Origin of the sequence: Streptomyces sp. NBC_00820 (genome assembly GCF_036347055.1) — a bacterium.
In the GTDB taxonomy this organism is placed as follows: domain Bacteria; phylum Actinomycetota; class Actinomycetes; order Streptomycetales; family Streptomycetaceae; genus Streptomyces.
The window spans coordinates 2,157,766-2,183,260 of record NZ_CP108882.1 but is presented as its reverse complement, the minus strand read 5'-3'; the positions used below and the strand labels follow the sequence as shown (position 1 = coordinate 2,183,260).

Genomic DNA, 25,495 nt, shown 5'->3' with positions numbered 1-25,495 from the left:
GCACCGGTTCCCGGACGTTCTACCAGCCGGGCGTGGCCACCACGTCCGGAGGCGCGAATTCCGTGCCGTCGGTGGGGTCGGTCATCGTGACCAGGATGCGCCGGGCGCCCCGGTAGGGCCTGCGGCCGTGGGCGACGGCGATGTTGTCGACGACCATGACGTCACCGGCCCGGTACGGCTCGGCGACCGTCGCCGCGTCGTAGGCCGCCCGGATCTCCTCGATCACCTCGCGGTCGATGGGGGTGCCGTCCCCGTGCAGTGTGTTGTACGGCAGCGCCGACTCGCCCAGTTCCTCGGCGAACTCCTGCAGCTCCGGTTCGAGGTTCCAGCGGTTGAAGAAGACACCGTGGTTGAACCAGCTGTCCTCGCCGGTGTCGGGGTGCCGTACGGCCGCCCAGCGGCGGTAGCGGACCTGGACCGTGTCGCCGTCGCGGCGCAGGGCCGCGTGGTTGCGGGCGCAGTACTCCTCCAGCTCGGCGAAGGTGTCCACGCCGTACACGGACTGCCAGCTGAAGCCGATGCCGGTGCCGAAGGTGCGCTGGTAGATCCAGCCTTCGGTGGTGAACCGCTCCCGCAGTGCCGGGTCCAGCCCGCGGTACACGCGCCGGGTGTCGCACACCGGGGTCTCCCCGCCCTCGGCCGCGGGGGTGCCGCACCAGAAGTACAGGCGGCGCGGCCAGCGCAGCACGTGGGAGCTCTCGTTGTGCACGAAGATCGAGCGGTCGGGCGGGTACTCGGTGGAGGTGAACACCGCGCCCGTCACGTGCGAGCGGGGCGTGGCGCGTTCCTGGTACTCGGCCCAGGTGCCGCCGCTCAGGGCGCCGACGACGTCCTGGAAGGCGCCCTCGTCGGGCACCGGGAAGCCGCGCAGGATCAGTGCTCCGTGCCGGTGCAGTGCCGCCCGCAGCGGTTCGGCGTGCGCCGTGGCCCAGCCCTGGGCGTCCCGGACGCCGGCGGCGCTCACCACGAGCGGGAACGTCCCGTGGGTCGTGCAGTCCTCGAGTGCGAGGTCCTGGCCGGTCATACGGCGGCCTCCCCGGACAGGTGGGCGGTGTAGTCGGCGAACCTGGGCGCGGTGAAGAGCAGTTTCAGCGGTACGTGCCGGCCCAGGGCCTCGCGCAGTCGTACGGTCGCCTGGTAGGCGAGCAGTGAGTTGCCGCCGAGGTCGTCGAAGAAGTGCTGGTCCGCGGAGGGTGGCGGGCAGTCGAGGACCTCCGTCCACACCTGGCTGACACGGGCCTGTGCGTCCGCGGTCACGGCGTTGTTCGCGGGGTTCAACGTGTCTCCTTGTTCGCAGGTACGGGAGGTGTGAGGCGTGCTGGGGGCGGGGGCGGTGTTGAGGAGGACCGGGACTGCGGGGGTTCCGGGGGTGTTCCCGGGGGTCCGGGGTGGTCGCGGCCGGGCAGCCGGGAGCGGTCGATCTTGCCGCCGGGTGTGCGGGGCAGCGCGGTGACGACCTTCAGCCGCCGGGGCGCGACCGGTCCCATCAGGCGTTCGGCGAGGGCGGCGCGCAGTGCCCGCTGGTCCAGGCTGCCGTCGCGGCTCTCCACCACGAGGTCGATGACCGGTCCTTCCGGTCCGTCCACGGCGAGGGCCACGGCGGCGGACACCCCGGGCACGGCGGCGGCGACCGACTCGATCTCGCCCAGTTCCACGCGGACCCCGCCGACCTTGAGCTGGTCGTCGCGGCGGCCGAGGAAGAGCAGTTCGCCGCCGGGCAGCCGGCGCACCAGGTCGCCGGTGCGGAACGTACGGCCGTGCCGGTCGTGTCCGAAGCGGTCGCCGGCGGGCTGGGCGGGGTCCAGGTAGCCGAAGCCGACGCCGGGGCCGCCGATCACCAGCTCGCCCGCGTCCGGGCCGAGCCCGTCGGCCGCGAGGAGTGTGAGCCGGGTGCGGTCGATGGCCCGGCCGATGGGGACCGGTCCCTCGGGGTGCGGCGGTGTGCAGGGGTGGTGGGTGGAGTCGACGCAGGTCTCGGCGGGGCCGTACTGGTTGACCAGGCGCGCCCGCGGTGCCTGGCGCAGCACCCGTGCCGCCAGGGGGCCCCGCAGCTGTTCGCCGCCGGAGTACAGCAGCCGCAGCGAGGGCCAGTCGGCGAGCAGCCCGGACATCTCCACCAGGGAGAGCACGGAGGGCACGAAGTGGGCGACGGTGGCCCCGTGCCGGACCGCGGTGTGCACCGCTTCCTCGGGGTCGGTGTACCGGCCGTCCTCGGTGAGCAGCAGGGGGACGCCGTGCAGCAGCGCGGCGGCGGTCTCCCACACCGCGAAGTCGAAGGAGACGGCGGTGTGCTGGAGCAGTACGTCGTCGGGGGTGAGCGGGTAGGCGTCCTGGCTCCAGTCGAGCCGGTTGGCGAAGCCCTCCGCGGACAGGACGGTGCCCTTCGGGGTGCCGGTGCTGCCGGAGGTGAACACCACGTAGGCGGCCTGTCCGGTGGGCCAGCGCAGGGGTGCGGCCAGCTCTCCGGTCACGCGCGGATCGACGCGGGAGACCCGGGCCGAGCGGGCGTCGCCGGAGACCAGCAGGGCGCGCCCGCCGAGCTGCCGCAGTACGTGGGCGCGGCGTGCCGGTGTCTCGTGGTGGCGCAGCGGGACGTAGGCCAGGCCCAGGCGCCAGGCGGCCAGCAGGGCCGCGAGGTGGCGTGGTGAGCGCTCGGCCTCGACGACCACGGTGTCCTCGCCGCCGAGGCGGGCACTGAGCGCCTGGGTGGCGGCGTCGGCGAGACCGGACAGCTCCCGGTAGGTGTGGTGTTCGCCGTCGGCGCCGATGACCGCCGTGCGGTCGGGGGAGGCGGCGGCGACGGTACGGAACCGCTCGTACAGGGCCTCGGCGGGTACGGTCATCGCGTGTCCCGGGCCAGATGGCGGTGGAGTTCGTCGAGCGCGGTGAAGGTGTGCTCGATCTCCGCCTCGGTGTTGTAGAGGTAGGGCGCGATGCGCAGGCCCGCGGGCAGTTGGTGGGCGGCGAAGTACGGCTGGGCGCAGAAGTAGCCGGAGCGGCACATCACCCCGTAGGAGTCGCTGAGTGCGCGGGCCAGCGGGGAGGGGTCGGGGATGCCCCGCAGGGTCACGGTCAGCACGGGCAGCCGGTCCTTGTCCGACAGGCCGCCGAGGACGGTGAGGTAGGGGCGGGCCTCGGCCGCCGCGAGGAGTGCGGTCAGCAGGCGGTGGTCGCTTGCGGCGAGTTCGGCCTCGCCGACCTGGTCGAGATACTCCAGGGCGGCCCCGAGGCCGTAGACGCCGCTGATGTTCGGGGTGCCGGGTTCGAAGCGGTAGGGGGCGCGGCGCAGGCGGAACTCGTGTGCGTCGGCCCAGTCGACGGTGCCGCCGCCGAGCCGGGCCGGGCTGAGCGCGTCGATCACGCGGTCGCTCAGGCAGAGCACGCCGATGCCGGTGGGGCCGAGCATCTTGTGTGCGGAGAAGGCCAGGGCGTCGACGTGGTCGCCGATGCGCGGCAGCCGGTGCGGCGCGAGCTGTGCGGCGTCCACCACGGTCCAGGCTCCGGCCTCGTGGGCCTGTGCGGTGAGCCGGTCGATGTCGGCGGTGTGTCCGGTGATGTTGGAGCAGGCGGTGAGGACGACCAGCCGGGGCGAGCGGTCCAGCGCGGCGCGGAAGGAGTCCTCGTCGACGGTGGCGTGCTCGCTCGCGTCCAGCCACATCGTGCGGCACCGCTCCCGCCAGGGGAGCTGGGCGGAGTGGTGCGCGTCGAGGGGGAGGGCGACCAGGTCGTCGGCGGTGAGGGGCAGGCCGGCCGCCACCAGGTTGATGCCGTCGGTGGTGTTGGCGGTGAACACCACGTTGTGCGGGGCGACGCCGAGCCGTGCGGCGATCCTGGCGCGCACCTGCTCGTAGCGTTCGGAGGCCTCCTCGGACAGGATGTGCTTGCCCCGGTGGATGTTGGCGCTGACGGTGTCGTAGTAGCCGGCCATCGCGTCGATCACCGAGCGTGGTTTGAGCGAGGTGGCGGCGTTGTCGAGGTAGACGAGGGGGCCCGTGTCCAGCGTGCGGCCGAGGACCGGGAAGTCGGCGCGCAGGTCCACGACGGCGGTCACAGCAGGGCTCCTTCGGCTGTGCGGCCGGGCCCGGAGCAGGTGCTGAACTTGCCCGAGCGTTCGGCCTCGATGTGGGGTACGGCGGTGACGTGGACGCGTCCGACCCGGGGGAGCAGGTCGCGGAGCCGGTCGCGTACGGCCGGGACGGGGTCGTGCGGGGCGTCGGCGCGGGCGATGATCCGGCAGTGCGCGGTGTCGGGGGTGCTCTGGTCGATCCGGTAGTGGTCCACGCCCGGGATGTCGCCGAGGGCGTCGTCGGCCTGCCGTGCCGTCACGAAGCGGCCGGTGGTGCCGTCGGCGAGGCAGGTGGAGGCGCGGCCGTGGTGGACCACGGTGCGTCCCGCGGCCCCGCAGGGACATCGGCCGCCGGGTTCGAGGAGGTCTCCGGTGCGGTAGCGCACGTGCGGTGAGAGCTGGTCCCCGACGCTGGTGACGACGAGTTCGCCGATCTCGCCGGTCGCGGCCTCGCTGCCGTCGTCGCGGAGGATCTCGTGGTGGTAGTTCCGCTCGTTCAGGTGCCGTGCCCCGGCGGGGCATTCGATGCCGAGCCAGCCGAACTCCGACATGGACAGCACCTCGGCCACCGGAGTGCCCTCGGGCAGCGCGGCGGTGACGGTGCGGCGCGCGGCCCGGGTGAGCAGCGAGTAGGTGAGGACGACGGCGCGCACGGGCAGCGAGCCGATGCCCCGTTCGCGCAGCCGGCCGCAGAGGAAGGCCAGATGGGTGGGGTCGGCGTAGAGCCAGGCGGGCCGGTAGGCGGTCAGCTCGTCGAGGATCTTGTCGACCATCGCCTCGGAGGTGGCCAGTACGTCGTGCGCGACGGACAGCACCAGCGTCCCGTCGGGCAGCGTGCGGTCGGTGAGGGTGGACAGCGGGGTGGCGCACTCCACGTCGGAGCAGTTGGGTGCGGCCAGCCGGGCCACCTTGCGCTGCGCCACGCCGAACAGCCGCTCGCTCAGGCCCGGGTGGGCGGCGGCGGTGACCGCCATCCGCTCGGCGAGCAGGGGCCGGTGCACCACGGTGACCAGACGGTCGCCGGTGGTCCCCGAACTGCTGCTGGTGTACGTCAGTTCCGGCAGGGTTTCCTCGTGATTGACGACACGGGCCGGAAATCCGCGCCGGAAATCGGCCTTGCCGGTGAAGGGGAGTTTCCGGAATGCCTCAGGAGTGCCGACGGATAACTTCCCGGACGGGGCCAGGCCCTGCTGGTCCACGAGATCGCGATAGAAAGGCAGGAAACGGTAGGCGAATTCCGCCTCCGCGCATGCCGCGGACAGCGACATGGGAATGTGTGGTGACAAGGGTCCCCCAAAGAGCTGATTCGGTGATCGCGCTCAGAACTGCTGTCCGGTGAGCACCGCGGCGGTCAGGGCGGGATCCGCGTTCCCGCCCGACACCACGCTCACCACGGGCCCCGCCCCCGGTGGGGGGACGTGGTGCCCGTACAGAAAGGCCGCCGGGGCGACTGCTCCCGACGGCTCCACCAACTGCTTCCCGTGCCGGGCCAGACAGCGCAGCGCACGGCTGATGTCGTCCTCCGGGACCGTCACGATGCCGTCCACGAGCCGGCGCACGTGCTCCCAGGGCAGTGCGCCCAGCGAGGTGGCGCGCAGGCCGTCGGCCCGGGTCCGGTACACGTGCTCGGTCGGCCACACGGCCCGCTCGCCGTCGCGCAGACTCTGTGCCGCGTCCGCCGCGAGCTCCGGCTCCACGCCGATGACGGCGACGTCGGGGCGCAGCGCCTTGACGGCGACGGCCACACCGCTGATCAGGCCGCCGCCGCTGACGGGCACCAGGACGGCCGAGACGTCGGGTACCTGGCGCAGGATCTCCAGGCCGAGCGTGCCCTGTCCGGCGATGACGTCCCGGGCGTCGAAGGGGTGCACGACCCGTGAGCCGGTCCGTTCCGCGAGTTCGTACGGATAGGTGTCCCGCCGCTCGGGCGTGACCAGTTCCACCGTGGCACCGAGCGCCCGCACCCCGTCGATCTTCACGCCGGGCGCCGTCTCGGGCATGACCACGGTGGCCTTGACGCCGTGCAGGGCCGCCGCGTAGGCGACCGCCTTGCCGTGGTTGCCGCTGGAGAAGGTGACGACGCCGCGGCCGCGCACGTCCTCCGGCAGCAGGGCGATCGCGTTGTACGCGCCGCGGATCTTGAACGAGCCGAGCAGTTGCAGGTGTTCGGCCTTGAGCAGCAGACCCTCCGCCCGCTCGGCGGCCCCGTCCCGCGCGGACGTGGGCACGTCGAGGTGCAGAACCGGTGTACGGCGGATCAGCCCGGCGGACCGCCTCGCGGCGCTCACGACCTCTCCGACCTCCACCAGAGGTAATCCGGATGACTCCGACATCGTCTCTCCTGACGCGCCCGGCGAGATTTACGACCCATGGGAACCTAATGAGTGGATCCGCCGACTTCAACCCCCGACAGGGGCGAGTTTGCGCGTTCTTGGCGACAGGCCGCCGGACGGCTTGCGAATATTTCTGGAGTATTTCGCAGACTGTTAACGAAGGTCCGGGATCTTGAAATGGTTGAACGGGCCTGCGGGATTGGCGCAAAGCAGTCGCATCAATGCCCGGCGTGCTCGGAGTTCGCGGACGTCCGGCGGGTCCGGGAGGCGTGTCCTGGCCGAAAGCACGCGCGGCGGCGGCCGCCTCCGGAGGGTGCGGACCGCCGCCGCGCGCCGCGGAGCGGGATGGCTCGGTACAGCGGTAATTGGCTGGGTTCGAGCGGGAATTGGCTCGGTTCGAACGGGGCGCAGCCGGTGCGGTGCGGTGCGGTCATGTCCGGTGCGGTCCGGTCCGGTTGGGGCATCGCCGGCTCGGTTCGGTGGGACATGCTCAGTGGGGCATGTTTCAGCGGGGCATGTTCAGTGCGGCATGGTGCGGCCGGCGTGGACAGGGTGCGGCGCTGCGGGACATGGCCCGCAGCGGTGCGCAACGGCCCGGGCCGCGCATGCCCCGGCCCCGGTCGTGCGTGCCCCGGCCTCGGCGTCGCGCGCTCAGGTTCCGGCGTCGCGCGCCCCGGCCTCGGGCCGGAGCGGCTCGGCTCAGGCCGGCGCCTGGGTGTCCCGCAGCAGGCAGGTCAGCCGGGCGCTGCACACCCGGCGCCCCTCCTCGTCGCTGATCACGATCTCGTACGTCGCCGTCGAGCGGCCCCGGTGCACGGGCGTGGCCACGCCGGTGACCAGGCCGGAGCGGACCCCGCGGTGGTGGGTGCAGTTCAGGTCCACGCCCACCGCGACCTTCGAGGCGCCGCCGTGCAGCATGGAACCGACCGAGCCGAGGGTCTCGGCGAGCACCGCGGAGGCGCCGCCGTGCAGCAGCCCGTACGGCTGGGTGTTGCCCTCCACCGGCATCGTCCCGACGACCCGCTCCGGCGAGGCCTCCAGGACCTGCACACCCATCCGCGTCCCGAGGTGTCCTGCCGAGAACAGCGCGGGCAGGTCGACACCGAGGGCCGCGTACTCGTCGATGATCTCCTGCGGGAACTTCACGTGCTGCTGCTCGCCCATGGGACCAGGCTCCGTTCTCGTCGATCCGGTCGATCCGGTGTCGACTGAGCAAACGCTCAGTCGGTCGCCGATTGTTCCAGACGGACCACGACGGACTTGCTGGCCGGGGTGTTGCTGACGTCCGCGGTGGCGTCCAGCGGCACCAGCACGTTCGTCTCCGGGTAGTACGCCGCCGCGCAGCCCCGGGCCGTCGGATAGTGCACGACACGGAACCCGGACGCCCGCCGCTCCACGCCGTCCTTCCACTCGCCGACCAGGTCCACGTACGACCCGTCGGCGACACCGAGGGCCCGCGCGTCCTCCGGGTTCACCAGCACCACCCGGCGACCGCCCGTGATGCCCCGGTAGCGGTCGTCCAGGCCGTAGACCGTGGTGTTGTACTGGTCGTGCGAGCGCAGCGTCTGCAGCAGCAGCCGGCCCTCGGGCAGGTCCGGGTACTCCACCGGCGCCGCCGTGAAGTTCGCCTTGCCGGTGGCCGTCGGGAACCGGCGCTCGTCACGCGGGGCGTGCGGCAGCGTGAACCCTCCCGGGCGGGCCGCGCGCGCGTTGAAGTCCTCGAAACCGGGGACCACCCGCGCGATACGATCCCGGATCGCCGCGTAGTCCCGCTCGAACTCCCCCCACGGCACGACGCTGTTCTCGCCGAGCACCGCGCGCGCCATCCGGCACACGATCGCCGGCTCGGACAGCAGCTGCGCGCTCGCCGGCTCCAGCCGCCCGCGCGAGGCGTGCACCATGCCCATGGAGTCCTCGACGGTGACGAACTGGGCGCCGCCGTCCTGCACATCGCGCTCGGTACGGCCGAGCGTCGGCAGGATCAGGGCGCGCGCGCCCGTGACCACGTGCGAGCGGTTGAGCTTGGTCGACACGTGCACGGTCAGCCGGGCCCGCCGCACGGCGGCCTCGGTGACGTCGGTGTCGGGGGTGGCGGCGACGAAGTTGCCGCCCATCGCGAAGAACACCTTCGCCTCGCCGTCACGCAGCGCCCGTACGGCCCGTACGACGTCGAAGCCGTGCTCGCGCGGGGGCGTGAACCCGAACTCCTTCTCCAGCGCGTCCAGGAACGCCGTGGCCGGCCGCTCGAAGATGCCCATCGTGCGGTCGCCCTGCACGTTGGAGTGGCCGCGTACCGGGCACACGCCCGCGCCCGGCCGGCCTATGTTGCCGCGCAGGAGCAGGAAGTTGACCACCTCGCGGATGGTCGGCACGGAGTGCTTGTGCTGCGTGAGGCCCATGGCCCAGCAGACGATGGTCCGCTTCGAGGCGAGCACCATGGCGAGGGCTTCCTCGATCTCCGCGCGGGTGAGGCCGGTCGCCTCCAGCGTCTTCGCCCAGTCGGCGGCGCGGGCGGCGGCGGCGAACTCCTCGTAACCGTGGGTGTGCGTGCGCACGAACTCCTCGTCGACTGCGCCCCCGGTCTCCAGGATCAGCTTGTTGAGCAGACGGAACAGGGCCTGGTCGCCGCCTATGCGGATCTGCAGGAACAGGTCGGTGAGGGCCGCGCCCTTGAGCATGCCCTTTGGGGTCTGCGGGTTCTTGAACCGCTCCAGGCCCGCCTCGGGCAGCGGGTTGACGCTGATGATCCTCGCGCCGGCCGCCTTGGCCTTCTCCAGCGCCGAGAGCATGCGCGGGTGGTTGGTCCCCGGGTTCTGCCCCGCGACGATGATCAGGTCGGCCTGGTGGAGGTCGTCCAGCAGGACGCTTCCCTTGCCGATGCCTATCGTCTCCGTCAGCGCCGAGCCGGACGACTCGTGGCACATGTTCGAGCAGTCGGGCAGGTTGTTGGTGCCCAGCTCGCGCGCGAACAACTGGTACAGGAACGCGGCCTCGTTGCTGGTCCGCCCCGAGGTGTAGAAGACGGCCTCGTCGGGGGAGCCGAGCGCGGCGATCTCCTCGGCGATGATGCCGAAGGCCCGCTCCCAGGTCACCGGCTCGTAGTGGTCGGCCCCTTCGGGCAGATACATGGGGTGGGTGAGCCGCCCCTGCTGCCCCAGCCAGTACCCGCTGCGCCCGGCGAGGGCCGAGACGGAGTGCGTGGCGAAGAAATCGGGGGTGACCCGGCGCAGCGTGGCCTCCTCGGCCACCGCCTTGGCGCCGTTCTCGCAGAACTCCGCCTTGTGCCGGTGCTCCGGCTCCGGCCAGGCGCAGCCCGGGCAGTCGAAGCCGTCCGCCTGGTTCACCCGCAGCAGCGTCAGCGCGGTGCGCCGCACCCCCATCTGCCGCTGCGCGATCCGCAGCGTGTGCCCGATGGCCGGCAGCCCCGCCGCCGCGTGCTTCGGCTCCGCGACCTCCGGCGCGTCCTGAACCGGATCACCCATCGGCGGCTTCGTCGCCATCGCACGCTCCCCTTCGACTGCACGGGATACAAACCGCCGCCGATCCTCCCACGCCCCACCGACAATGATTCCGCCCGGGTAGTCCCAGCCCCACCTCCCGACGACCGCCACGGCCACCCCCCAGGGGCGCGGGGAACTGCGCGCCGAGCTCCCACCCACCCGCACCCGAAAAGCGCTCCGCACCGACCCGGCGCCCCTTGGGCGGGCAGCGCCTCCCCGACGACCGCCACGGCCGCCCCCCAGGGGCGCGGGGAACTGCGCGCCGAGCCCCCACCCACCCGCACCCGAAAAGCGCTCCGCACCGACCCGGCGCCCCTTGGGCGGGCAGCGCCTCCCCGACGACCGCCACGGCCACCCCCCAGGGGCGCGGGGAACTGCGCGCCCAGCCCCCACCCACCCGCACCCGAAAGACGACCCCCACGCACCCGGCACCCCATGCCCCCACCCAGGCGGAGCCACAGGTGTCAGTGGGCCGTGGCAGGATCGGGGGCGTGGCAGAGAAAGCAGCGAAGAAGACCGACAACAACCCCGGCGGCCGTCCCCGTCTGATGCTCATGGACGGGCACTCGCTGGCGTACCGCGCGTTCTTCGCGCTGCCCGCGGAGAACTTCACCACCGCGACGGGCCAGCCGACGAACGCGATCTACGGCTTCGCCTCGATGCTGGCCAACACCCTGCGTGACGAGGCGCCCACGCACTTCGCGGTGGCCTTCGACGTGTCCCGCAAGACGTGGCGCTCGGAGCGGTTCACCGAGTACAAGGCGAACCGCTCCAAGACCCCGGACGAGTTCAAGGGCCAGGTCGAGCTGATCGGCGAGCTGCTCGACGCGATGCACGCCCCCCGCTTCGCCGTACCCGGTTTCGAGGCGGACGACGTCATCGCCACCCTCGCCACCCAGGCCGAGGCCGAGGGCTTCGAGGTGCTGATCGTCACCGGCGACCGCGACTCCTTCCAGCTGGTCACCGAGAACACGACCGTGCTGTACCCGACGAAGGGCGTCTCGGAGCTGACCCGGTTCACCCCGGAGAAGGTTTTCGAGAAGTACGGGTTGACGCCCTCCCAGTACCCCGACTTCGCGGCCCTGCGCGGCGACCCGTCGGACAACCTCCCGGGCATCCCCGGCGTCGGCGAGAAGACGGCGGCGAAGTGGATCAACCAGTTCGGCTCCTTCGCCGAGCTGGTCGAGCGCGTCGACGAGGTCAAGGGCAAGGCCGGCCAGAACCTCCGCGACCACCTGGAGTCGGTCCAGCTCAACCGCGTCCTCACGGAGCTGGAGCGCCAGGTCGAGCTGCCGAAGACGGTCACCGAGCTGGAGCGCGCCCCGTACGACCGCAAGACCGTCGCGATGATCCTGGACACCCTGGAGATCAGGAACCCGTCCCTGCGCGAGCGGCTCTACGCCGTCGACCCCGGCGCGGAGGAGGCCGAGACCGCCCCGGTCGCCACCGAGGGCGTCGAGCTGGACGGCACGGTCCTGCGCACCGGCGAACTGGCCGCCTGGCTCGCCGAGCACGGCACCGGGACGCTCGGCGTCGCCACGGTCGACACCTGGGCGCTGGGCACCGGCTCGGTCGCCGAGGTCGCGCTCGCCGCGGCCGGGGGAGCGGCCGCCTGGTTCGACCCCGCCGAGCTGGACGAGTCCGACGAGAACGCCTTCGCGGCCTGGCTCGCCGACGCCGAGCGCCCCAAGGTGTTCCACAACGCCAAGGGCGCCATGCGCGTCCTCGCCGAGCACGGCTGGAGCGTCGAGGGCGTGCGCATGGACACCGCGCTCGCCGCCTACCTGGTCAAGCCCGGCCGCCGCTCCTTCGACCTGGACGCGCTGTCCCTGGAGTACCTGCACCGCGAGCTGGCCCCCGCCGCCGCGGCCGACGGCCAGCTGGCCTTCGGCGCGGACGAGGGTGCCGAGGCCGAGGCCCTGATGGTCCAGGCCCGCGCCATCCTCGACCTGGGCGAGGCCTTCGAGGGCCGCCTCGAGGAGGTCGGCGCCGCCGGCCTGCTGCGGGACGTGGAACTGCCCACCTCCGCCCTGCTCGCCCGCATGGAGCGCCACGGCATCGCCGCCGACCGCGCCCACCTGGAGGCCATGGAGCAGACCTTCGCGGGCGCCGTGCAGCAGGCCGTGAAGGAGGCGCACGCGGCCGCCGGCCACGAGTTCAACCTGGGCTCGCCCAAGCAGCTCCAGGAGGTCCTCTTCGGCGAACTGGCCCTGCCCAAGACGAAGAAGACCAAGACCGGCTACACCACCGACGCCGACGCCCTGGCCTGGCTCGCCGGCCAGACCACCAACGAACTGCCGGTGATCATGCTCCGCCACCGGGAGCAGGCGAAGCTGCGCGTCACGGTCGAAGGCCTGATCAAGACCGTCGCCGCCGACGGCCGTATCCACACCACCTTCAACCAGACCGTGGCCGCGACCGGCCGGCTGTCCTCCACGGACCCGAACCTCCAGAACATCCCCGTCCGCACCGACGAGGGCCGCGCGATCCGGCGGGGCTTCGTGGTCGGCGAGGGCTTCGAGTCCCTCATGACCGCCGACTACAGCCAGATCGAGCTGCGCGTGATGGCCCACCTCTCCGAGGACGAGGGCCTGATCGAGGCCTTCGCCACCGGCGAGGACCTGCACACCACGGTCGCCTCCCAGGTGTTCTCGGTCGAGCGGGACGCGGTGGACGCGGAGATGCGCCGCAAGATCAAGGCGATGTCGTACGGCCTGGCCTACGGCCTGTCCGCCTTCGGCCTCTCCGGGCAGCTGAACATCGAGGCGGGCGAGGCGCGTGCCCTGATGGACACCTACTTCGAGCGCTTCGGCGGCGTACGGGACTACCTGCGCCGGGTGGTCGACGAGGCCCGCGCGACCGGCTACACCGAGACCCTGTTCGGCCGCCGCCGCTACCTGCCCGACCTCAACAGCGACAACCGCCAGCGGCGCGAGATGGCCGAGCGCATGGCCCTGAACGCCCCGATCCAGGGCACCGCGGCCGACATCGTCAAGATCGCCATGCTCAACGTCGACCGGGCCCTGCGCGCGGCGGACCTCAAGTCCCGCACGCTGCTCCAGGTCCACGACGAAATCGTCCTGGAGATCGCCCCCGGGGAGCGCGCGACCGTCGAGGAGATCGTCCGCCGCGAAATGGCCGACGCCGTCGACCTCCGCGCCCCCCTGGACGTCTCGGTGGGCGTAGGCCCGGACTGGGAGTCGGCGGCGCACTAGCCTTCGGCGATCCAGCGGGGAGGGCGGGCCGCACACCACGGCCCACCCTCCCCGCAGCGCGCCCCCTCAGCGCGGGCCTCCCGCCCCACAGCCTCCCCACAGAGCCGCGCTTCCCCACAGAGCCGCACCGGCTCCCTGCGCCGCACCGGCTCCCTGCGCCGCACCGGCAACGGCCGGGCCGGCAGGCGCCCGCCCACGGGCCGCACCGGCGGTGCCGGTCCCACCGCACCCCCGCAACCCCCGCAGCCCCCGCACCCCACCGCAGCCCCACAACGCACCCCGCGACGCCGGTCCCGCCCTGTGCCAAGGTCGCCCTCACTCCGCAGGCACCCGCACCGGCCCCCGGAGGGTGTTTCACTCACGTGGCCCCCGCCAGAACGCCGCCCGCCGCGCGTACCGGCAACACTGCGAGCATGGGTATACGCATGCTCCACCGCCGGACGCCCGAGGCGCGCAACGGCATCCTGGTCTGGGCGGACACCGTCTCGGCCCAGGCCACGCCCGCCTCGCCGGTCCCGCCCCTCGCGGACGACGCAAGCACCGCCCGCATCCCCGCCGACCCGGCCACGACGGTGCGCAGGACCGTCAAGGACCTCAGACGCCGGCTCACCGCCCGGATCCACCGCGCCCCCGACTGGCGCGCGTGGCCCGACCTGGCACGCGGCTACCTCGCGCTGCTGCTCGCCCTGGTCCCGAAGGCGCGCCCCCGGCGCACCCTCACCGTCTTCGTCGCGTCCCTCACCGAGCGCCCGACCGGTCCCGCCCCGCACCGACCGTCCCACCGGGACGCGCGGCACGCGCAGGGCTCCGCGGGCCCTCAGGACGCCCGGGACGCCCGGGACGTTCCGGGTGATCGCCGGGACCGCCCGGAATCCGGGCCGGACGCCACAGCCTGACCCCGGCCGCGTACAGAAGCACCCCCAGGAGCAGCCCGGCGCCCGCCCCGAAGCAGAGGGTGGGCACCAGGTCCCAGGGCCGTGCCGCCGCAGCCGCGGCGTGGTGGTCCCACCACCGGGCCGCCCGCAGCACCGCACCGGCCAGGGCGCACCCGCCGATCACGGCACCGGCCCACCACCGGTCCCGTACGGACAGCGCGGGCACCCCCGCCGGCTGCCCGGCGGGGGTCAGCCGCAGCGCTCGTACCGAGAAGACCGCGATCACCATGGCGCCCAGCGCCGACGAGCCGTACTGCGTCCACGTGTACACCGGCATGCCCGCGAGGTCCCGGCCGAGGGCGGGGATCAGCCGTGACCCCCACCGGTCGTGGTGCGTGAACGCGTCCCACACGACATGCGTCAGCGCACCGAGCACCGCGCAGCCGTACCACCGCAGCACGGAGACCGCCCGCACGGAGACGGCCCGCGGGGAGACCGCCCGCACGGTGACCGCCCGCAAGCGCGTGCGTGGCGCGCCACAGCGCAGGAGGGCGGCCGGCCGGCCCTGCCGGGCCGGGGGCAGCAGTGCCACGAGCGGCTCCCGGACCAGCAGCCACGCCGTCACCAGCGCCCAGGCGATGAGCACGTCGACGCTCACCACCCCCGCGAAGGAGTGAGTGACCGCCCCGAACTCCATGCCGCCTGGTACGACGCTCGCCGCGAAGTAGGGCATGTCGGGGGCGAAGGAGCCCGCGACGAGCACCGAGGGCACCAGCCGGCCACGGCCACTGCCGTCCCCGCGGACGGCGGGCAGCACGGCCGCCGCGTGGCTGAGTGTGAACGGCAACGAAGCCTCCTGGAGCGGTCGTCGGCTGTGTGACGGGGGGGAACCGGAGATCGAGTCCGCCCAGTATGGGTGCCCCCTCCCATCGGGACCGGACGCCACAAAGGGAGTCGGTCAACCGGTGAAAACGGGCGCGAACGGGTGTCTGGGCCAAGCATGTTGTCGTAGTGTCACCTGGGTCGACCTGCGGGGTGCACGGCTGCACACACGTCGCAGTGACGCAAGGGCGGAACAGGGGCAACCAGAACACCGGCTCGACCGTCACACCAGAGCGAGGCAGACAGACGGCGAAGGACGTCAGGGACGTCCACGGGAGGGGTTCACTCTATGGCGGCGCATTTCGGCAGGCGACTGCGCAAGGGAGCGGCGACCACCGCCGTGGCAGCGGCAGCGGTCGCGGCTCTGTCCGCGTCCCAGGCTCCGGGTGCGACCGGCGAGGACCCCGGGAGACAGGCCGCCGCCGGCGCCAGCACCCCCGTCCCCGACCCCGCGTCCGACGGGACCGCCACCGGCAACTCGCGTTACTACACGGACCTGCCGCCACTGAACAGCCCCAACCCCGGCCCGTCGTCGCCTGCTTCCGGCACGCCGGTCGTCCAGGGTGATGCCGAGGCCGGCATTCCCGCGACCGTCCTCGCGGCCTACCAGAAGGCCGAGACCGACCTGCGCGCCGCCAAGCCGGGCTGCAACCTGCCCTGGCAACTCCTCGCCGCCATCGGCAAGGTGGAGTCCGGCCAGGCCCGCGGCGGCCGGGTGGACGCCGACGGCACCACACTGGGCCGCATCCTCGGCCCGCAGCTCGACGGCAACGGCTTCGCGCTCATCCCGGACACCGACCACGGTGCCTACGACGGCAACAGCGCCTACGACCAGGCCGTCGGACCCATGCAGTTCATCCCCTCCACCTGGGCCTGGGCCGGCCGCGACGGCAACGGCGACGGCAAGAAGGACCCCAACAACGTCTACGACGCCGCGCTCGCCGCCGGCCACTACCTGTGCCGCAACGGCTGGGACCTGTCGAGCGACGCCGACCTGCACAGCGCGATCCTCAGCTACAACAACTCCCAGGACTACCTGCGCCTGGTCCTGAACTGGATGGAGTACTACGGCAAGGGCACCCACTCCGTGCCCGACGGCACCGGCACCCTGCCCTCCCACCGCAGCGACGACAGCACCCCGCGCTCCAGGCCCACCACGCCCTCCGAGCCGCGGAAGCCGCAGAAGCCGCAGTCGAAGCCCACGCCCGCACCGGACCCGCGCCCCGACAAGCCCGGCGGTGGCGGCGAGAGCCCGCACCCCACGCCCCCGGCCCCGCCGGTCCCGTCACAGCCGCCCACCCCGTCCGCCACCGTGGACCACCTGGCGGACGCGGACACCGCGCAGCTCACCGCGATGGCCGGCGACACGTTCGGCGAGCGGATCGCCACCCGCGCCGAGACCAAGTCCGGGACGGCCGTGGGCAAGGTACGCGTCCGGTTCACCATCACCGGCGACACCGACGCCACCTTCGCCGGCGGCGAGAGCGTCGCCACGATCGCCACCGACGCCAAGGGAGTGGCCCTCGCGCCGGCGCTCCAGGCGGGCGAGAAGACCGGCGATTTCAAGGTCACCACCGCGGTCGTCGGCCACAAGGCCAAGGGCGTCGACTACACCGCCACCGTCACCGCCCGCGCCGCCGACACCCTGGCCCGCACCGCGGACACCCCGCTGACCTGCACCCCGGGCGGCGAGTTCGCCGACCAGGTCCAGGTGAAGGCCGCCTACAAGGGCGCCGTCGCGGACAAGGTGGCGGTCACCGCCACGCTGATCAAGGCGGCCGACGACTCCACCGAGAACGACAAGGGCCCCTACTTCAAGGACGCCGACGGCAAGCCCGTACGCACCCTCGCCGCCCTCCAGACCGACGACAAGGGCCTGCTCACCCTGCCGAAGCTCTATGCGGACGACACCACCGGCACGTTCCTGCTCCGCCTCACCACCCCCGGCGGAGCCACCCTCATCGTCGAGCTGAAGGTCGCCCCGGCCGACACCTCCACCACCCCGTCGGCCGACCCGTCCACCCCGTCTCCGGACCCGTCGGCGACCTCCTGACGGACCGGCGCACGCGCACGGCACACCGGGGCGCCCCCTCCACCTCGCCACCCGAGCGGAGGGGGCGCCCCGCTCCGTGCCCCGCTCCGTGCTCCGCTGCGGGTCAGCGCCTGAGGCGCGCGTTGGTGTGCCGGGTGGGCTCGGCCGCGGCCGGGTCCTCGGGCCACGGATGCTTCGGATAGCGCCCGCGCAGCTCGGCCCGCACGGCCCGGTAGCCGTCCCGCCAGAAGGACGCGAGGTCGGCCGTGACGGCGGCGGGCCGGCCGGCGGGGGAGAGCAGGTGCACGAGCAGCGGCACCCCCGCGAGGGCCGGCGTCTCCCGCAACCCGAACATCTCCTGCAGCTTCACCGCGAGCACCGGCCGTTCCGGATCCCCGTAGTCGATCCGGATCCTGGACCCACTCGGTACGGCGATCCGTTCGGGAGCCAGCTCCTCCAGCCGGGCGGCCTCCCCGCCCGCCCAGGGCAGCAGCCGCGCGAGAGCCTCCCCGGCGTCGATCCGCCCGAGATCGGCCCGCCGCCGGGCCCGGCCCAGCTCGGGCTCCAGCCACTCGTCCACGCGCGCGTACAGCGCCTCGTCCGACACGTCCGGCCACGGCTCCCCGAGGTGCGCGCGCAGGAACGCCAGCCGCTGCCGCAGCACCACCGCCTCCGGAGACCAGCGCAACAGTCCGAGCCCCTCCTGCCGGAGCCCGTCGAGAAGAGCACGGCGCAGCGGACCGGACGCCACGTCCCGCAGCGGCCGTACGGCCAGCTCGACGGCTCCCAGCCGCTCGACGCGCCGCGCCACGACGTCCCCGTCGGCCCAGCGCACCTCGTCGCGTTCCTCCAGCAGCGCCCCCGCGGCCGCCCGTGCCACGTCCTCGTGCACGGCCGCCCCGAGCCGCACCCGCGCGTGCCCCTTGCCGCCGGGCCGGTCGGCGACGGCCACGACGATCCAGGGCGCCCCCCGCAGCGCCGATCCCTCGGTGAGCTCGGCCCGCGTCCCGGACACCATGAGGTACGACCCGCCATCGAGCCTGGCGACCCGTTCGGGGAAGGCGAGGGCGGCGGTCAGTCCGACGAGGCCGTCCTCCTCGGCGTCCGTCCGCCCGCTCACCCGGGACGGGGAAGCGGCGATCGAAGCGGCGGCCGCGTCCCGGTCCGCGCGCGCCGGCGGAACTCCGCTGCGGTCCGCCGGGAAGAGCGGCGCAGGGGCGGGCAGGTGGGAGAACTCCGTGGAGACGCCCCGCAGCCGGCGTACCTCGCTCCGCCACCGTCCCGCGTAGGCGTCACCCCCACGCCGGGCGCGCCGCAGAGCGCCGGCCAGATCGTCCCCGTACTCCCGCGGCGCCTCCTCGGAGAGCAGCGCGACCGCCCCGGCGCCCCCGCCGGAGGTGTCCAGCAAGGCCCGTCCCAGTCGGGGGTGCACCCCCAGCCGCCCCAGCCGCACGCCGAGTTCCGTGGCCCGGCCCGCGGAGTCGACCGCGCCCACGGCCGTCAGCACGTCCCGCGCCGCCGCCATCGCCCCGCCCGGCGGCGGATCCAGCAACGCCAGCCCGGAGGCGTCCGGATCGCCCCAGCAGGCCGTCTGCAGGGCGAACGCGGTCAGGTCGGCCACCTTGATCTCGGGCGCCGGGAAAGCAGGCAGCCGCACGTCCTCGGCCTCGGACCAGCACCGGTACACCACACCCGGCGCCTCACGCCCGGCGCGCCCCGCCCGCTGCCGGCCGGCCGCCCGCGACGCCCGTACGGTCGTCAGGCCGCTCAGCCCGCGCGCGTGATCCACCCGCGGCTCCCGGGCCAGCCCCGAGTCGACCACCACCCGCACCCCGGGCACCGTCAGGGACGACTCCGCCACGGACGTCGCCAGCACCACCCGGCGCCGCTCCCCGGCCGTCAGCACCGCGTCCTGTACGGCGGCCGGCGCCCGGCCGTGCACCTGGAGCACGTCCAGATCCCCCAGATTCCCCAGCTGACCCGCCACGCGCGCGATCTCCCCGACTCCGGGGAGGAAACACAGCACATCGCCGTCCCGCTCAGCCAGCGCCCGCCGCACCACCGAGGCCACGTGCGCGAGCAGCGCCGGATCGACACGCATCCCGTGCGGGGGCCGTACCGGCCGTACCGGAGGCGCCCACACCGCCTCGACCGGATACGAGACACCCGCCGCCTCGACCACCGGCGCCCCGCCCAGCAGCCGCGACCACCCCTGCGCGTCCGTGGTCGCCGACGCGGCCACCAGCCGCAGCTCCGGCCGCAGCGTCTGCCGTACGTCCCACAGGAACGCGGCCGCCGTGTCGGCGTCCAGATGCCGCTCGTGGCACTCGTCGAGCACGACGTCGTCGACGCCGGCCAGCTCCTGGTCACGCTGGAGCCGCTGCAGCAGCACGCCGGTCGTCACGACCTCCACGCGAGTGTGCCGCCCCACGACCCGCTCGCCGCGCACGGTGTACCCGACGCTCTCGCCGGGCTTCTCGCCGAGCAGCCACGCCATCCGCCGGGCCGCCGCCCGCGCCGCGATCCGCCGCGGCTCGGCCACCACGACCCGCCGCGCGGGACCGCCGCCGACGAGCCCCGCCAGCACCAGCGGCACCAGCGTCGTCTTGCCGGTACCGGGCGGCGCCACCAGGACGGCCGTGCCGTCCCCGTCCAGCGCTTCGGTCAGGGCGGGCAGGGCGGTGCGCACGGGCAGCGCGTCCAGGGCGTCGTAGCGGATCACGCCCCCAGTGTCGTACGACGGCGGGCACGCACGTGCCGTACGACGGCGGGCACGGCCCCGCACGCGCGCGGGCTCACGCGAGGCCGGGCCACGCGAGGCCGGGCCACGCGTGGCCGGGCCACGCCGTGCGCGCCCGTGCGCGCGCACAAGGCACGCGCGCACGGGCGCGCATAAGAAGGGAGCTCTCAGTCCCGCTCGCAGACGAAGATCGCCGTGCCGGGGATCAGGTTGCCGCGCAGCGGGGACCAGCCACCCCACTCCGAGGTGTTCCAGGCCGGCCACTCCGGTTCCACCAGGTCCACCAGCCGCAGGCCCGAGGCGACGACGTCCCGGACACGGTCACCGACGGTGCGGTGGTGTTCGACGTACACCGCGTTCCCCTGCTCGTCCTGCTCGACGTAGGGGGTGCGGTCGAAGTACGACGACACCACCGTCAGCCCCTCCGGGCCGGGCTCGTCGGGGAGCGCCCAGCGGATCGGGTGGGTCACCGAGAAGACGAACCGCCCGCCCGGCCGCAGCACCCGCCGCACCTCGCGCAGCACCAGCCGCGGGTCCGCGACGAAGGGCAGCGCCCCGTAGGCCGAGCAGACCAGGTCGAAGGAACCGTCCGCGAAGGGCAGCGCGCCCGCGTCGGCACAGACGAGGGGGAACGATCCGCCGATCCGCAGCGCGTGCTGGAGCTGGCGGTGCGAGAGGTCCAGGGCCACCGGCCGGGCACCCTGGGCGGCCAGCCAGCGCGCGCACTGGGCCGCACCCGCGCCGATCTCCAGGACGTCCTTGCCCTTCAGCTCCTCGATCGGGCCGAGCAGCTCGGCCTCCACCTCGTCCAGGCCCTCCGGGCCCCACACGAAGCGGTCGTCACCGAGGAAGGTGCCGTGCTCGACCTGGTACTCGTCCGCGTTGCGGTCCCACCAGCCCCGGTTGGCGCGGCTGCTCTCCGCGATCCCGGCGTCACGTCGGGTGGCTTCGGGCTCGATCCCCTCAGGGTCGAGCTGCTCCGGCTCTTGGATGATGGGCTCCCTCGTCGTACTCTTCCGTGCATCCCGCCGGGCGCGTGTCAGGAAACGCGTCTCAAAGAAGGGGTTTCGCAGTCCTGCGCGGCCTGTTGGGACATTTCTTGTGCCGGGTATGCGGTGATCCGCCCGGGGTGTGCGCCTTCGCGCATTGACCCTGCCCGGCTGCCCCCGTATGCTACAAGTTGCGCTGCGAGCCTGCGCACCTCAGACCTAGCAGGCTGTGCTCGCATCTGTTGTATGTCCCCTCGGTTTTCGAGGCGCCACAGGGCACTTGGTGCTCGTAGGTGTGGCGCTTCCTTGGCTGTCCGGCTTCATCAGTGCGAAACGGGTTCCTGGCGTGAGTTGTGCCTACGACTTCAATGTCCGTACCGGAGCCCTTTTCCACATGACGAGCAGCACCGAGACCACCGCCACCACCCCGCAGGTTGCGGTCAACGACATCGGTAACGAGGAAGCCTTCCTCGCCGCGATCGACGAGACGATCAAGTACTTCAACGACGGCGACATCGTCGACGGCGTCATCGTGAAGGTCGACCGGGACGAGGTCCTGCTCGACATCGGTTACAAGACCGAAGGTGTCATCCCGAGCCGCGAGCTCTCGATCAAGCACGACGTCGACCCGAACGAGGTCGTCAAGGTCGGCGACGAGATCGAGGCCCTGGTTCTCCAGAAGGAGGACAAGGAAGGCCGCCTGATCCTCTCGAAGAAGCGCGCCCAGTACGAGCGCGCCTGGGGCACCATCGAGAAGATCAAGGAAGAGGACGGCATCGTCACCGGTACCGTCATCGAGGTTGTCAAGGGTGGTCTCATCCTCGACATCGGCCTCCGTGGCTTCCTGCCGGCTTCCCTCGTCGAGATGCGCCGTGTCCGCGACCTCCAGCCCTACGTGGGCAAGGAGCTCGAGGCCAAGATCATCGAGCTGGACAAGAACCGCAACAACGTGGTCCTGTCCCGCCGTGCCTGGCTGGAGCAGACCCAGTCCGAGGTTCGCCAGACGTTCCTCACGACCCTCCAGAAGGGTCAGGTCCGCTCCGGCGTCGTCTCCTCGATCGTCAACTTCGGTGCCTTCGTGGACCTGGGTGGCGTCGACGGTCTGGTGCACGTCTCCGAGCTGTCCTGGAAGCACATCGACCACCCGTCCGAGGTTGTCGAGGTCGGCCAGGAAGTCACCGTCGAGGTCCTCGACGTCGACATGGACCGCGAGCGTGTCTCCCTGTCGCTGAAGGCGACGCAGGAAGACCCGTGGCAGCAGTTCGCCCGGACCCACCAGATCGGTCAGGTCGTCCCGGGTAAGGTCACCAAGCTGGTTCCGTTCGGTGCGTTCGTCCGCGTGGACGAGGGCATCGAGGGTCTGGTCCACATCTCCGAGCTGGCCGAGCGCCACGTGGAGATCCCGGAGCAGGTCGTCCAGGTCAACGACGAGATCTTCGTCAAGGTCATCGACATCGACCTCGAGCGTCGTCGCATCAGCCTCTCGCTGAAGCAGGCCAACGAGTCCTTCGGTGCCGACCCGGCCTCGGTCGAGTTCGACCCGACCCTGTACGGCATGGCCGCGTCCTACGACGACCAGGGCAACTACATCTACCCCGAGGGCTTCGACCCCGAGACCAACGACTGGCTCGAGGGCTACGAGACCCAGCGCGAGGCGTGGGAGGGCCAGTACGCCGAGGCGCAGACGCGCTTCGAGCAGCACCAGGCTCAGGTCATCAAGTCCCGCGAGGCCGACGAGGCCGCTGCCGCCGAGGGCGGCGAGGCTGCTGCCCCGGCCGCTGCCGGTGGCGGTGGCGGTTCGTACTCCTCCGAGGGTGCGGACACCTCTGGTGCCCTCGCCTCGGACGAGGCGCTGGCCGCGCTGCGCGAGAAGCTGGCCGGCGGCCAGAGCTGATCGCTAGCCCTTGGGCTTAGCCGGTAGTCCCTGCAGGGGCCGCACCTTTCGAGGTGCGGCCCCTCAGGTGTTTTCCGGACGCTTTCCGCCACCCTTCGAGTGCGGCTCGCCTCCGGGCCGCTCGCGCGGTTCCCCACGCCCCTGAAGAGGTTGGTGCGGGCCGGGCGGGGAAGTGATCCCTTCCCCGTTTCGGCGGGGCCGCTGACAGAGTGTCAACGGGGGCGGGAATGCTCGTGTCTCGGGGCGTGTTGTGCTGTACGAACACGAGGAGGGGCGGTCACAGTGCTTGATCCGCAGGGTTTGTACGCATGGGAGCCGAAGGGGCTGGCAGTCGTCGACATGGCGCTCGCCCAGGAGTCGGCCGGTCTGGTCATGCTCTACCACTTCGACGGATACATCGACGCGGGCGAGACCGGCGACCAGATCGTCGAGCGGCTCCTCGACTCACTGCCCCACCAGGTCGTGGCCCGTTTCGACCACGACCGGCTCGTCGACTACCGAGCCCGCCGCCCGCTGCTGACGTTCAAGCGCGACCGCTGGGCCGACTACGAGGTGCCCTCCATCGAGGTCCGCCTCGTCCAGGACGCCACCGGCGCGCCCTTCCTGCTGCTGTCCGGCCCCGAACCGGACGTCGAGTGGGAGCGGTTCGCGGCGGCCGTACGGCAGATCGTGGAACGGCTCGGCGTACGCATGTCCGTGAACTTCCACGGCATCCCCATGGGCGTTCCGCACACCCGCCCCGTGGGCCTCACCCCGCACGGCAACCGCACCGACCTCGTCCCCGGCCACAGCAGCCTCTTCGACGAGGCGCAGGTGCCCGGCAGCGCGGCCTCGCTGCTCGAATACCGTCTCATCGACGCCGGCCACGACGTCCTCGGCGTCGCCGCGCACGTGCCCCACTACATCGCCCGCTCCGCGTACCCGGATGCCGCGCTGACCGCCGTGGAGGCCATCACGGCCGCCACCGGACTCGTCCTTCCCGGCATCGCCCACGCGCTGCGCACGGAAGCACACCGCACGCAGACGGAGATCGACCGGCAGATCCAGGAGGGCGACGAGGAACTGACCGCGCTCGTCCAGGGTCTGGAGCACCAGTACGACGCGGCCGCCGGCGCCGAGACCCGGGGCAACATGCTCGCCGAACCGGTCGACATTCCGTCCGCCGACGAGATCGGGCGCGAGTTCGAGCGGTTCCTCGCGGAGCGAGAGGGCGAGAGCTAGGACCCGGCCGCCGCGTGGCGCCCCCCGGATGGGTTCCGCGCCGTGTCTGGAGATCCCGCGCGGCGCCTCCGGAGGGCTTTCGCGTCGTGTCCGGAGTTTCCGCGCGGCGCCCGAGGCTTTGCGAGTGGCGCCCGGAGATCCCCGAGTGGCGCCCCTGAGTGCTCTGGGAGCCGGGGGCGGCCCTGTCGATGGCAGGGCCTAAGCTTCCGCTCATGCTGAAAGTGGGCCTGACCGGCGGCATCGGCGCCGGCAAGAGCGAGGTGTCGCGGCTGCTCGTCGAGCACGGGGCCGTGCTGATCGACGCGGACCGCATCGCGCGCGAGGTCGTCGAGCCCGGAACGCCCGGTCTCGCCGCCGTAGTCGAGGCCTTCGGCCAGGAGGTCCTCGCCCCCGACGGCAGCCTGGACCGGCCGAAGCTCGGCTCCATCGTGTTCGCCGACCCCGCGAAGCTCGCCACCCTCAACGCGATCGTGCACCCCCTCGTGGGCGCCCGCTCCCGCGAACTGGAGAGCGCGGCGGCCGCCGACGCCGTCGTGGTCCACGACGTGCCGCTCCTCACCGAGAACGGCCTGGCGCCGCTGTACGACCTCGTGATCGTCGTCGACGCCGGTCCCGGGACCCAGCTCGACCGGCTGGTCCGGCTGCGCGGGATGACGGAGGCCGACGCACGCGCGCGCATGGCCGCACAGGCGACCCGCGAACAGCGCGTGCGGATCGCCGACATCGTGATCGACAACGACGTACCTCTGGACGCCCTGAAGAAGCGCGTGGCGCAGGTGTGGGACGACCTCGCGCGCCAGGCGCACGAGTCGGGAGCCGGCGGGAATCCCGACGGGGCCGGCCCGGAATAGCGGGCCCCGTCGGGGCGTTGGAGCGCGGCAGCGAGGGAAGGACTCTGCCGTGCCCGAGACCAGCGGATCGACCGGACGTACTCCGGAGACGCATGTCATCGACTTCCGCGCCGCCGAGCAACTGCTCAACGCGCGGGACCCGCGGGGCGCGGTGAAGCTGCTCGACGAAGTCATCGCCGCGTACCCCGAGAACACCGCGGCTCGCCTGCTGCGCGCGCGAGCCTTCTTCGCGGCTGCTCAACTGCGGCCTGCCGAGCTGGAGTTCACCATCGTGCTGGAGCGCGAGCCGGACAACGCCTTCGCGCACTTCGCGCTCGCCCGCACCTACGAGCGGCAGGGCCGGGGCGTCCAGGCGAAGCGTCACTTCCGGCTGGCCGCCGCGCTCGACCCCAACCCGCAGTACCTGAAGGCGGCCCGCTTCGACTCCTGAGCGTTGGGGATTCCTGAGCGTTGGGGATGTCTGAGAGTTGGGGATGCCTGCGTACTGGGACGCCTGAGCGCGGGGGATTCCCGGTCGCTGGGGGTTCCTGGGGGCCGGTCGGGGGTGTGCCGTTCAGGGGTGGCGGTGGCGTGGTGGCCGCCGGAAGGGCGGCCCGCTGTCCGGCGGGCGGTACGGCGGTATGTCGCGGCCCGGCTGGTAGTGCGGCCCCTGCCGGAGGTGCCTGAGGATCATCGTCATGTCGACGGTGACCACCACCCACAGCACACCGCACGCGATCGCCCAGCCCAGGTGCCCGGTGAGCGCGAAAGCCGCCGTGCCGAAGATCGCCCAGGCCACTCCCCAGACGCTCAGCCACAAGCGTGCCCGCAGCGCACTGCGCGCGGTCGCCGGTTCACTGCCCGTACGCATAGGACCACCACTCCTCCTTGCAACGTACTCTCCGGCCGGGACGTTCA

Annotated in this window: 18 protein-coding genes; 6 read left to right on the top strand and 12 right to left on the bottom strand. The window is 72.7% G+C overall.

The genetic code is table 11. From position 1 onward, the window contains the following. Positions 1-19: 19 nt before the first annotated feature. The 8 genes from OIB37_RS09960 to OIB37_RS09925 all read right to left on the bottom strand — a co-directional run bounded on the left by OIB37_RS09960 (position 20) and on the right by OIB37_RS09925 (position 9,899). On the bottom strand, positions 20-1,024 hold the full coding sequence (locus OIB37_RS09960) for a TauD/TfdA family dioxygenase (RefSeq protein ID WP_330457185.1): 1,005 nt from the start codon (positions 1,022-1,024) through the stop codon (positions 20-22). Next, positions 1,021-1,278 carry a phosphopantetheine-binding protein gene (locus tag OIB37_RS09955; protein WP_330457184.1) on the bottom strand — a complete coding sequence of 86 codons (258 nt, stop codon included), beginning with the start codon at positions 1,276-1,278 and terminating at the stop codon, positions 1,021-1,023. Before OIB37_RS09955 ends, OIB37_RS09960 begins: the two co-directional genes overlap by 4 nt. Beyond that, positions 1,275-2,843 (bottom strand): amino acid adenylation domain-containing protein, encoded by a 1,569-nt coding sequence (locus OIB37_RS09950; RefSeq protein WP_330457183.1) that lies wholly within the window; start codon positions 2,841-2,843, stop codon positions 1,275-1,277. Before OIB37_RS09950 ends, OIB37_RS09955 begins: the two co-directional genes overlap by 4 nt. After that, positions 2,840-4,051, bottom strand: coding sequence for an aminotransferase class V-fold PLP-dependent enzyme (locus tag OIB37_RS09945; protein WP_330457182.1), 1,212 nt, complete (start codon positions 4,049-4,051; stop codon positions 2,840-2,842). Before OIB37_RS09945 ends, OIB37_RS09950 begins: the two co-directional genes overlap by 4 nt. After that, positions 4,048-5,265, bottom strand: coding sequence for a hypothetical protein (locus tag OIB37_RS09940; protein WP_330457181.1), 1,218 nt, complete (start codon positions 5,263-5,265; stop codon positions 4,048-4,050). The genes OIB37_RS09945 and OIB37_RS09940 overlap by 4 nt, the downstream gene beginning before the upstream one ends. Positions 5,266-5,385: 120 nt before the next feature. Beyond that, the gene (locus tag OIB37_RS09935) at positions 5,386-6,399 is read right to left on the bottom strand and encodes a threonine ammonia-lyase (protein WP_330457180.1); all 1,014 of its coding nucleotides are present in this window, start codon (positions 6,397-6,399) and stop codon (positions 5,386-5,388) included. A 699-nt stretch (positions 6,400-7,098) separates the two neighbouring features. Beyond that, positions 7,099-7,563: a hotdog fold thioesterase gene (locus OIB37_RS09930; protein ID WP_330457179.1), complete on the bottom strand. Its 465-nt coding sequence runs from the start codon at positions 7,561-7,563 to the stop codon at positions 7,099-7,101. Positions 7,564-7,619: 56 nt separating this feature from the next. Further along, complete coding sequence (locus OIB37_RS09925) at positions 7,620-9,899, bottom strand: FdhF/YdeP family oxidoreductase (RefSeq protein ID WP_330457178.1); 2,280 nt, start codon at positions 9,897-9,899, stop codon at positions 7,620-7,622. Between the two features lie 491 nt (positions 9,900-10,390). On the opposite strand from OIB37_RS09925, the gene polA reads away from it, so the two are divergent. After that, the gene (gene polA, locus OIB37_RS09920) at positions 10,391-13,114 is read left to right on the top strand and encodes a DNA polymerase I (protein ID WP_330457177.1); all 2,724 of its coding nucleotides are present in this window, start codon (positions 10,391-10,393) and stop codon (positions 13,112-13,114) included. Positions 13,115-13,852: 738 nt separating this feature from the next. On the opposite strand, the gene OIB37_RS09915 is transcribed toward polA, so the two are convergent. Continuing rightward, positions 13,853-14,836: a DUF4184 family protein gene (locus OIB37_RS09915; RefSeq protein WP_330457176.1), complete on the bottom strand. Its 984-nt coding sequence runs from the start codon at positions 14,834-14,836 to the stop codon at positions 13,853-13,855. A 324-nt stretch (positions 14,837-15,160) separates the two neighbouring features. Here OIB37_RS09915 and OIB37_RS09910 point away from each other — a divergent pair, with 324 nt between their 5' ends. Further along, positions 15,161-16,924 (top strand): lytic transglycosylase domain-containing protein, encoded by a 1,764-nt coding sequence (locus tag OIB37_RS09910; RefSeq protein WP_330457175.1) that lies wholly within the window; start codon positions 15,161-15,163, stop codon positions 16,922-16,924. A gap of 103 nt (positions 16,925-17,027) precedes the next feature. Here the strand turns inward: OIB37_RS09910 and hrpB are convergent, their stop codons facing one another. Further along, positions 17,028-19,625, bottom strand: a complete 2,598-nt coding sequence (gene hrpB / locus OIB37_RS09905) for an ATP-dependent helicase HrpB (RefSeq protein WP_330457174.1) — start codon at positions 19,623-19,625, stop codon at positions 17,028-17,030. A 185-nt stretch (positions 19,626-19,810) separates the two neighbouring features. After that, a complete protein-coding gene (locus OIB37_RS09900) occupies positions 19,811-20,638 on the bottom strand; it encodes a class I SAM-dependent methyltransferase (RefSeq protein WP_443058259.1) in 828 nt (275 codons plus the stop codon). Between the two features lie 388 nt (positions 20,639-21,026). Here OIB37_RS09900 and rpsA point away from each other — a divergent pair, with 388 nt between their 5' ends. From rpsA to OIB37_RS09880, 4 genes are all read left to right on the top strand, one after another. Next, positions 21,027-22,526, top strand: a complete 1,500-nt coding sequence (gene rpsA, locus OIB37_RS09895) for a 30S ribosomal protein S1 (protein ID WP_330457173.1) — start codon at positions 21,027-21,029, stop codon at positions 22,524-22,526. Positions 22,527-22,808: 282 nt separating this feature from the next. Then, on the top strand, positions 22,809-23,747 hold the full coding sequence (locus OIB37_RS09890; RefSeq protein ID WP_330457172.1) for a PAC2 family protein: 939 nt from the start codon (positions 22,809-22,811) through the stop codon (positions 23,745-23,747). 212 nt (positions 23,748-23,959) lie between these two features. Next, positions 23,960-24,598 carry a dephospho-CoA kinase gene (coaE, locus tag OIB37_RS09885; protein ID WP_330457171.1) on the top strand — a complete coding sequence of 213 codons (639 nt, stop codon included), beginning with the start codon at positions 23,960-23,962 and terminating at the stop codon, positions 24,596-24,598. Between the two features lie 49 nt (positions 24,599-24,647). Continuing rightward, positions 24,648-25,028: a tetratricopeptide repeat protein gene (locus OIB37_RS09880; protein ID WP_330457170.1), complete on the top strand. Its 381-nt coding sequence runs from the start codon at positions 24,648-24,650 to the stop codon at positions 25,026-25,028. 123 nt (positions 25,029-25,151) lie between these two features. On the opposite strand, the gene OIB37_RS09875 is transcribed toward OIB37_RS09880, so the two are convergent. Continuing rightward, the gene (locus tag OIB37_RS09875; RefSeq protein ID WP_330457169.1) at positions 25,152-25,448 is read right to left on the bottom strand and encodes a DUF6343 family protein; all 297 of its coding nucleotides are present in this window, start codon (positions 25,446-25,448) and stop codon (positions 25,152-25,154) included. Positions 25,449-25,495 lie beyond the last annotated feature (47 nt).

Coding starts and splice junctions, on each gene's coding strand:
- OIB37_RS09960 (WP_330457185.1), bottom strand. CDS start 1,024: ATGACCGGCCAGGACCTCGCACTCGAGGACTGCACGACCCACGGGACG.
- OIB37_RS09950 (WP_330457183.1), bottom strand. CDS start 2,843: ATGACCGTACCCGCCGAGGCCCTGTACGAGCGGTTCCGTACCGTCGCC.
- OIB37_RS09935 (WP_330457180.1), bottom strand. CDS start 6,399: ATGTCGGAGTCATCCGGATTACCTCTGGTGGAGGTCGGAGAGGTCGTG.
- OIB37_RS09930 (WP_330457179.1), bottom strand. CDS start 7,563: ATGGGCGAGCAGCAGCACGTGAAGTTCCCGCAGGAGATCATCGACGAG.
- OIB37_RS09925 (WP_330457178.1), bottom strand. CDS start 9,899: ATGGCGACGAAGCCGCCGATGGGTGATCCGGTTCAGGACGCGCCGGAG.
- OIB37_RS09910 (WP_330457175.1), top strand. CDS start 15,161: ATGGCGGCGCATTTCGGCAGGCGACTGCGCAAGGGAGCGGCGACCACC.
- rpsA (WP_330457173.1), top strand. CDS start 21,027: ATGACGAGCAGCACCGAGACCACCGCCACCACCCCGCAGGTTGCGGTC.
- coaE (WP_330457171.1), top strand. CDS start 23,960: ATGCTGAAAGTGGGCCTGACCGGCGGCATCGGCGCCGGCAAGAGCGAG.
- OIB37_RS09875 (WP_330457169.1), bottom strand. CDS start 25,448: ATGCGTACGGGCAGTGAACCGGCGACCGCGCGCAGTGCGCTGCGGGCA.